This window comes from Bacillus sanguinis, from assembly GCF_018332475.1.
GTDB classification, from domain to species: domain Bacteria; phylum Bacillota; class Bacilli; order Bacillales; family Bacillaceae_G; genus Bacillus_A; species Bacillus_A sanguinis.
Map to the genome: position 1 here is coordinate 1 of NZ_BOQB01000357.1, position 7,472 is coordinate 7,472.

The 7,472-nt window shown below is 33.1% G+C and carries 9 protein-coding genes; 7 read left to right on the top strand and 2 right to left on the bottom strand.

Annotation, left to right across the window (positions count from 1 at the left end; all coding sequences use genetic code 11):
• Positions 1 to 69: 69 nt before the first annotated feature.
• Positions 70 to 297, top strand: a complete 228-nt coding sequence (locus KI369_RS25840; RefSeq protein ID WP_001047304.1) for a coiled-coil domain-containing protein — start codon at positions 70 to 72, stop codon at positions 295 to 297.
• Positions 298 to 368: 71 nt separating this feature from the next.
• On the opposite strand, the gene KI369_RS25845 is transcribed toward KI369_RS25840, so the two are convergent.
• Positions 369 to 1,694 carry an ArsB/NhaD family transporter gene (locus tag KI369_RS25845; RefSeq protein ID WP_212958261.1) on the bottom strand — a complete coding sequence of 442 codons (1,326 nt, stop codon included), beginning with the start codon at positions 1,692 to 1,694 and terminating at the stop codon, positions 369 to 371.
• A 251-nt stretch (positions 1,695 to 1,945) separates the two neighbouring features.
• Here KI369_RS25845 and KI369_RS25850 point away from each other — a divergent pair, with 251 nt between their 5' ends.
• The 5 genes from KI369_RS25850 (at position 1,946) to KI369_RS25870 (ending at position 5,211) form a co-directional block, all read left to right on the top strand.
• The gene (locus KI369_RS25850; protein ID WP_000407039.1) at positions 1,946 to 2,296 is read left to right on the top strand and encodes a YojF family protein; all 351 of its coding nucleotides are present in this window, start codon (positions 1,946 to 1,948) and stop codon (positions 2,294 to 2,296) included.
• 15 nt (positions 2,297 to 2,311) lie between these two features.
• Entirely contained in the window at positions 2,312 to 2,974 is a 663-nt protein-coding gene (gene bshB2, locus KI369_RS25855; RefSeq protein ID WP_212958263.1) for a bacillithiol biosynthesis deacetylase BshB2, read from the top strand.
• A gap of 377 nt (positions 2,975 to 3,351) precedes the next feature.
• Positions 3,352 to 3,732, top strand: coding sequence for a hypothetical protein (locus KI369_RS25860; protein WP_212958265.1), 381 nt, complete (start codon positions 3,352 to 3,354; stop codon positions 3,730 to 3,732).
• 632 nt (positions 3,733 to 4,364) lie between these two features.
• Positions 4,365 to 4,643 carry a hypothetical protein gene (locus KI369_RS25865; RefSeq protein WP_212958267.1) on the top strand — a complete coding sequence of 93 codons (279 nt, stop codon included), beginning with the start codon at positions 4,365 to 4,367 and terminating at the stop codon, positions 4,641 to 4,643.
• 343 nt (positions 4,644 to 4,986) lie between these two features.
• On the top strand, positions 4,987 to 5,211 hold the full coding sequence (locus KI369_RS25870; protein WP_212958269.1) for a hemolysin XhlA family protein: 225 nt from the start codon (positions 4,987 to 4,989) through the stop codon (positions 5,209 to 5,211).
• Between the two features lie 43 nt (positions 5,212 to 5,254).
• Here the strand turns inward: KI369_RS25870 and KI369_RS25875 are convergent, their stop codons facing one another.
• Positions 5,255 to 5,821 carry a DUF5823 family protein gene (locus KI369_RS25875; RefSeq protein ID WP_212958271.1) on the bottom strand — a complete coding sequence of 189 codons (567 nt, stop codon included), beginning with the start codon at positions 5,819 to 5,821 and terminating at the stop codon, positions 5,255 to 5,257.
• Between the two features lie 352 nt (positions 5,822 to 6,173).
• Here KI369_RS25875 and KI369_RS25880 point away from each other — a divergent pair, with 352 nt between their 5' ends.
• Complete coding sequence (locus KI369_RS25880; RefSeq protein ID WP_212958273.1) at positions 6,174 to 7,373, top strand: multidrug effflux MFS transporter; 1,200 nt, start codon at positions 6,174 to 6,176, stop codon at positions 7,371 to 7,373.
• Positions 7,374 to 7,472 lie beyond the last annotated feature (99 nt).

Genomic DNA, 7,472 nt, shown 5'->3' on the forward strand with positions numbered 1-7,472 from the left:
AACTAATAATCAGTGGGGATGAACAACCCCCCACTGATTAAAGTTTCACTTTATAAGGAGCTATGCAAAATGAATTTAGAAAAAGCAAAACCAGTAAATGAAGAGGTCGCTGAATTAAAAGAACTAATTAAAGAATTGCACGGAAGTGTACACCAACTTCAAAGTGAAGTACAACAACTAAGGCACGAAAGACCAGTTGTTGAAGTGAGAAAAGGTGTTCAATTATCACCAACAATCGTCGGACAAATTGGTGGTATGATTTTAGGTGGGTTAGCAATTATCGGTATATTTTGGTGATGAAAAAAGGTATGCAGCACTATGCTGCATACCTTTTGTATTTGACGATATAATTTCATGCAATACAACTTTTACATTAAATAACGTAAATAAATGTAAGCATGTGATAATAGTAATGCAATGATTGTTAACGGTAAACCAATCTTTAAGAAGTCCATATAAGAGAAAGCATGCCCTTCACGTTTTGCAATACCAGCAACGACTACGTTTGCGGATGCTCCGATTAATGTTCCGTTTCCGCCTAAGCAAGCTCCAAGTGATAACGCCCACCATAGTACTTCAATTTGCGGAGAGTCGACAGATAGTCCGAGTCCTGTAGCTAAGTCTTGAATAAGTGGGATCATCGTTGCGACAAATGGGATATTGTCAATTGTCGCAGATGCGATGCCTGATACCCATAATATAAGTACCGCAGCGAAACCGATATCGCCATTTGTTACGTCGAGTACTTCTGTTGCAAGTGAAGAAATAAGCCCGATATCAATTAACCCGCCAACGAGAACGAATAGTCCAGCGAAGAAGAAAATGGTTACCCATTCAACGTGGGCAAATACATCTTCAATATCATGTTCTTTTACTCCAATTAGCATAAGAAGTGTAGCGCCTGTCATCGCGACAACGGCAGCGTCTACATGAATAACAGAATGGAGTATAAAGCCTAAAATAGTTAGTCCCAAAATCGTGATCGATTTTAAAAGGAGGCTTTGATCTTTAATGTAATCTTTTTCGTTTAATACCATAAGTTTTTCGATTTGCTCAGGTGTTGTTTTTAGTTTGTTACGATACATAAAGTAAATAATGCCAAGTGTAACGATAGAAATAATAATTACGATTGGAGCTAAGTTTAGTAAAAAGGCATTAAAATCTAAATGCTTATTTGCTGATCCAATCATAATGTTCGGTGGATCACCAATTAATGTTGCTGTTCCGCCTATATTTGAAAATAGCACTTCTGAAATCAAATAAGGAACAGGGTTTACTTTTAAAATACGTGTAATGGACAGTGTAACAGGAACGATTAGTAAAACGGTTGTTACGTTGTCCAAAAAGGCAGAACCGACAGCGGTTAATAGGGATAGTAATAATAAAATGCGGATTGGTTTTCCGCCGGCTGCTTTTGCCGCTTTAATGGCCACAAATTCAAATACGCCTGATTGACTCGTAATATGTACGAGAATCATCATCCCAATTAAAAGGGTGATCGTTTCCCATTGAATATGTGATGTGAAAGCGGTATGTAAATCTACAACTCCAAAAATAATCATAATAGCAGCGCCGAATAGTGCAATTACAGCACGATTCAATTTCTCAGAAATAATAAATCCGTACGTGACTAAAAATACGGCAATTGCAAAATAATATTGCCAATTTGCTACTTCATGTGCTGATTGTTCCAATCGAGTCACCTTCTTTAAAATTTGTATTTCATTGTCAAAATGTATCCCTCTGCACTGAATATATTGTAGCAAATTCAAAAAAGAAAGAAAACTATTTAACAATGTGAAGGAAAAAATGAGTTTTTTACATATGATATAAAAAAATAAAGAAACACAGTGCAAATTATTAGGAAAAGTGGGCGCTGTCCTCTAATATAGAGATAGCAATTTACATTATTTTTGCGTAAAATGGTTTAAAGAGGTGAATTCCGATGGAAATAGTAAAAGATAGTTCTCTTATTCAAAATGAAATTGAACGTTTTGTAAATAAAGATGTATATATTCATTTAGAAACGACGAACGGAGCGTATGCGTCACACTTTAATGAAAAGATGATGACAGTTGGAGCATTCATTCGAAATGCAATTATTCGCTTTGAACGTGGGAAGATTACTGGAACGAATCCATACCGAGTTGGTTTGAAAATGGATCATGGCTGGGTATATGCAGAAGGTATTACGCACTGGGAAGTAGACGATAAAGAGCGTTTATTACTTGCAGGGCATGATAATCAAGGCCGTTTAGCAGTTGCACTTGAGTTAAGCTTAACGCCATTTAAGTAAGAAGGAGGGAAACTTATGGAGAGACATGTACTTGTTGTATTTCCGCATCCAGATGATGAAGCATTTGCTGCGGGAGGAACAATTCGCTTATTAACAGATCAAGGAGTACCTGTAACGTATGCGTGCGGTACTCTAGGACAAATGGGACGTAACATGGGTAAGAACGTATTCGCTAACCGTGAAACGATTCCAAATATTCGTGAGAGAGAATTAAAAGATGCGTGTGAAGCGATGGGGATTAAAGATTTAAGAATGCTTGGTTTCCATGATAAAACGTTAGAATTTGAAGATGTTGATTTCGTTGCAGATAAAATTGAAGCAATCATTCAAGAAGTAAATCCATCTCGAATTATTACATTTTATCCAGAGCACGGCGTACATCCAGATCATGATGCGTTTGGTCGCGCTGTCGTTCGAGCTGTATCACGTATGCCAAAAGAAGAACGTCCAGTCATTCATGCGGTTGCAATTACGAAAAATCGTGAAGCAGTACTCGGTGAACCGGATGTTGTAAATAATATTAGTGAAGTATTCGAGCATAAATTAGCTGCACTAGGTGCGCATCGTTCACAAACAGAAGCGATGCTTGAAGAAACACACGCGAAAATCAAAAACAAAGATGCAGCAACATTAAAATGGCTTCAACTTGAACAATTTTGGACTTATAAATGGGAGTAGGCTAGAAGGGGATCTTCTAGTAGCTCTTACATAGAAAAAGCACCGTCACTTGTGACGGTGCTTTTTTGTGCCATTAACAACATTAGCATCATCCCGTGCTAAAGATAAGACAGCTTTAGCTACTTCCTTACTAGAATGAGGATGTTATAAGAAAGTTATTTGCTTTTATCATTAATTGGAATATAAACAATAAATAAGTAATGATATATAATAATTATTTATTGAAAAACAATAAATAACATGTTAATATCAAATTGAAAATTAGTAAGAGAGGTGCTTTGTATGAAATATAGAACGAATATTATGTACTAAAAAGAAATTGATGGAAATTAGGAAAGTTATATATTTTAATAGCAAAAGAAAAAAGGAGTTAGAACATGATTAATAAAACAGTAAAGAAAGTTATTTTAATTGCAGGTGGTTTGTATATTACATATTTAGTAGGTGTAGTCATATTAGCGGAATCTATACCATATCCTACATCTCAACAACTGAAAGAAGCTGAGAAAGTAGTTGAACGCTATGTAGGTGAGAATAATGCAGTGGAAATGATAAATACATCTAGCAGCTTCACGGCTGAGATGTTCGATCGTACAATTCATATTGAAGGGAATTCAAAAGAGAATCCGGAACAAGTATTTCGAATGGATTTAGATCAAGTTTCTAGTGAAAGTGAAAAGATAACCGAAAAATTGATAAATACAGTTTGTAAATCAAATGATGGGGGAAAGAAATTTACGTGTGCTGATGCTGAATAGCTAAAGGTAGGAATGTGTAGCAGCATAGTAACGATTGATAATTACTACTCAAGTTAAATAGGAAAAAGCCACGCAGGGGGGCGAGGCTTTAAACAGGGTATTAAAAATTATCGATTCATTAAGAATAATTTCTTTTGAATAAACTAATTTTAGCATGATAACTCATGTATATGTGTTACGAATTTATGAACAAAAAATCAATAATAAGAATATAGAAAAGATAATAAATGATTTAAAATTTGTATCATTACATAAAGTTTGAGTGGAGAAGAGATTATACTTTTGTATGGTGTAATAAAGATATAGTCCGCCTACAGAAATAGGTGGGCTATTTTTTATAAAGAAAAGACAATTTAAGGTAGAGCTCTTGTTAAGAAATAGGATAAAAACGAGACTCCTTAAGAAGAGATAAGGTCGTTTAAAAGATAAAGGTACTGTATTTGAAACACGTTATTATTCGTGGATTAAGTTTAAGTTCTATTTTTGATAAAAAATCTTTAAAAGGCCTTACAGTCCCTAAAATTGATGTTTAGTAATATCTGTAAGAAACATATATTTTGAATTAATTAATAGAATAATATATATTTATATCGATTTAATGATTTTAGTCTGTTAAAAATGGGGAAATCGATATGAAGGTTAAATTTGCCGTAATAAAAGATGAAAAATTTGATTGTAGTTTATTAGAAACAAAATTACTGAAAACTTTTAAAGAAGTAGATTGTGAAGCAGATATTGTAAAGATTGAAGATGGAATTTTTGAAAACAATGATATACAAACGCATTTATTAGAAATAACCATTCATGTTACTGGAAAAAATATCGGGTATAGGTCCGTTTCCGCCAGTATATTTATTGTTCTAGAGAGTTTATCGATACACCTATTTCATATTAACATTAGTATACATTAAGCAGCTAAAAAGTGGATTCTTCAGAAAATCATACTGACTATATTGAGTTGTAAATATGAAAATGTTGATTAAAACAATAGAAATTATCGTAGGTGCTCCCGGATGTTGTACTGCATCTTGTTTGTTGTTAAATAAACAAGGGGTTCCTTTTCAAATTTTAATTTATCTTAATCGCATGTTATCTTAATATTGATTTATATAGAATGAAGGAAATTTTTGATTAATTTAATTAGATTGTACAAATAATTTGGTGCGCGGATACACGGAATGTATTCACGGGTAAGAGGGTTGTCTCATAATATGTATAGATTTTTCTATTAAGATGAACAGATGGTGTGAATATATGGAAGATGTTTATGCTAAAATTGACAGTTTCAAGGCTGAGCAAAAAGAAATTATGAGAGACATTCGAAATTTAGAAACGCGTACCACTATTAATGAGAAAGACATAGCAACAATCAATAAGCAATTAGAAAAAATAAGTACAAACACAACTTGGATTTTGCGAATTATTATTAGTGCAATAATAATGTCAGTTTTAGGATTGATATTAAAAGGGATGATATAAAAGAAAGAGGGAAGCTCCCTCTTTCTTTTATGTAAATGAGAAGCTATAAATTTTCCGTTTCTTTTTCATCTGCATATTTTTCCTCTAAAGAAATTAGTAGAGCAATTAACCCGAGTACTATAATAATTAAAGTGGTTATAAAAGATTTAGAAAGAGAGAAAGGACCTTCAATTAAAGGTGATAAAAACTTGAATGAAAGTATACTAGTTATTAAGGAAATTACTAAAATAGTGAAAAGAAATATATTTTTATTTTTTATAGATGTTTGCAGAAAATCTTTAATAAAACCTGTAGCAACAAATATAGTTAGTATGATCAGAGAAATAAAATAATGTGTTACATTTGTCATACTAATAGTAGGGTCGTCTATGATATAGGCAAGTAACTTAGATATTAACATACCGCCAAACAATAGAATGATGAAAGCGAGTAATTCTGTTGATATATAAGTGCTGAAAGTATCTTTCTTTTTAAAGAACTTATAGCTGAGAGTAGCCTGGATCATTTGAATGACAAATAAAGCGATAATCCATACATAATATACAATTGGTAATTCTCCTGAGAATAGAGAGATTAGGAAGTTTAATATTGTCTTTAAAATTTCAATCATTACAAAAAGTCCTCCTGTTTGTAAGCTTTGCGGCATTAAAATATGCTGGTCTATCGTTTAATAATTTGATTTATCAATTCAAACTATTTCTAATTATTCCATAAAAAGGTGTTGTTATCAAGGAACCCTTCAAGGTTCAACACTAGAAAAAGAAACGCAATATGTAATATAATTAAAAAAGTATATATTAAAATCAATGTTAATATTACCCTCCTATAAGTATTAACATACGTAATTGAGGTGTTTTCTTTGTTGTTTTATGACCGTATTTCTATAATGGCCCCTCCTGTTCCGTAGCTAAGGGAAGTCTTTTTATTTCTGAGATTTTCATAGTTATAGGAGGGTATGAAAAATGAAAAAAGTCTCAGTACCATCACTTTTGTTAATGATCATTCTTGTCGCATTTCCGCAAATTAGTGAAACGATTTACACACCGTCTTTACCAGACATTTCGAAGGCGTTACATGTAAGTGATAATGAGGTACAGTTAACACTTAGTGTGTATTTTGCAGGATTTGCTTTAGGTGTATTTTTTATTGGATGGTTATCAGATATAATTGGCCGTCGTCCGGCAATGTTATTTGGAATTGTCGTATATGGCGTTGGGAGTTTCTTATGCTTTATTGCAAATTCTATTGAAGTTTTATTGCTAAGTCGTTTTATTCAAGCATTTGGAGCAAGTGCTGGTTCAGTTGTGACACAAACGATTCTTCGTGAAAGTGTTGAGGGGCATAAGCGCCACGTTATGTTTGCTCAAATTTCGGCAGTTATTGCTTTTACACCAGCGATAGGACCGTTAATTGGTGGCTTTCTTGATCAAATGTTTGGATTTAAAATCGTATTTTTAAGTTTAGTAGTTATGAGTGTCGGAATTTTTCTGTATACGTTTGTTTCTCTTCCGGAAACAAAGACGGACTCAGTAACGAATAAAATAAATGTGCTTTCAGTCTTGAAGAGGTTAATTACAAATCCGAAAGTAGTAACATATGGGTTATTAATTGGAGGAGCGAATGGTGTTTTATTTAGCTATTATGCAGAAGCGCCGTTTATCTTTATTGAATACTTTCAGTTATCGCCTAGTATGTATGGATTTTTAGGGATTGTTGTTGCTTCAGCTTCTATTATTGGAGCGAAAGTTTCGAAACAATTACTTGCTACTTATAAACCAGAGAAAATTATATATATCGGTTGTCTTGTAATGACAGGAGGAGCTATCCTTTTATCTGTTATTACGTTTGTTGGATTAAATCCCAACGTAGTATATATGATTGGATTTTTAGTAGCGATGTTTATATTGCTATTAGGAATCGGGATAGCGCTACCTAACTGTTTAAGTTTAGCATTGGTAGATTTCCAAGATGTTATTGGTACAGCAGGAGCATTGTTTAGCTTAGGATACTATGTAATTGTAACGATAACAATTTGGGGAATGAGCCAGCTGCATACGGGTTCGTTACTCGTGATGCCACTTTATTTTCTAGCTATAGTAGTTATCATGATGGTGTTTACTAAAGTGTTTATATTAGGTAAACAAACTTCAAAAATGATTTAAATATGAAATGGTAAAGAGTCTCATTTTTTAATGAGACTCTTTTATATTTTATGAAAATGATTAGTGGATATACGAACAAAAATTAAAGGTATTGTTGAT

What these genes read in the sequence shown, in the direction of transcription:
- KI369_RS25840 (WP_001047304.1), top strand. Translation starts at nt 70, where the DNA reads ATGAATTTAGAAAAAGCAAAACCAGTAAATGAAGAGGTCGCTGAATTA.
- KI369_RS25850 (WP_000407039.1), top strand. Translation starts at nt 1,946, where the DNA reads ATGGAAATAGTAAAAGATAGTTCTCTTATTCAAAATGAAATTGAACGT.
- bshB2 (WP_212958263.1), top strand. Translation starts at nt 2,312, where the DNA reads ATGGAGAGACATGTACTTGTTGTATTTCCGCATCCAGATGATGAAGCA.
- KI369_RS25860 (WP_212958265.1), top strand. Translation starts at nt 3,352, where the DNA reads ATGATTAATAAAACAGTAAAGAAAGTTATTTTAATTGCAGGTGGTTTG.
- KI369_RS25865 (WP_212958267.1), top strand. Translation starts at nt 4,365, where the DNA reads ATGAAGGTTAAATTTGCCGTAATAAAAGATGAAAAATTTGATTGTAGT.
- KI369_RS25870 (WP_212958269.1), top strand. Translation starts at nt 4,987, where the DNA reads ATGGAAGATGTTTATGCTAAAATTGACAGTTTCAAGGCTGAGCAAAAA.
- KI369_RS25875 (WP_212958271.1), bottom strand. Translation starts at nt 5,821, where the DNA reads ATGATTGAAATTTTAAAGACAATATTAAACTTCCTAATCTCTCTATTC.
- KI369_RS25880 (WP_212958273.1), top strand. Translation starts at nt 6,174, where the DNA reads ATGAAAAAAGTCTCAGTACCATCACTTTTGTTAATGATCATTCTTGTC.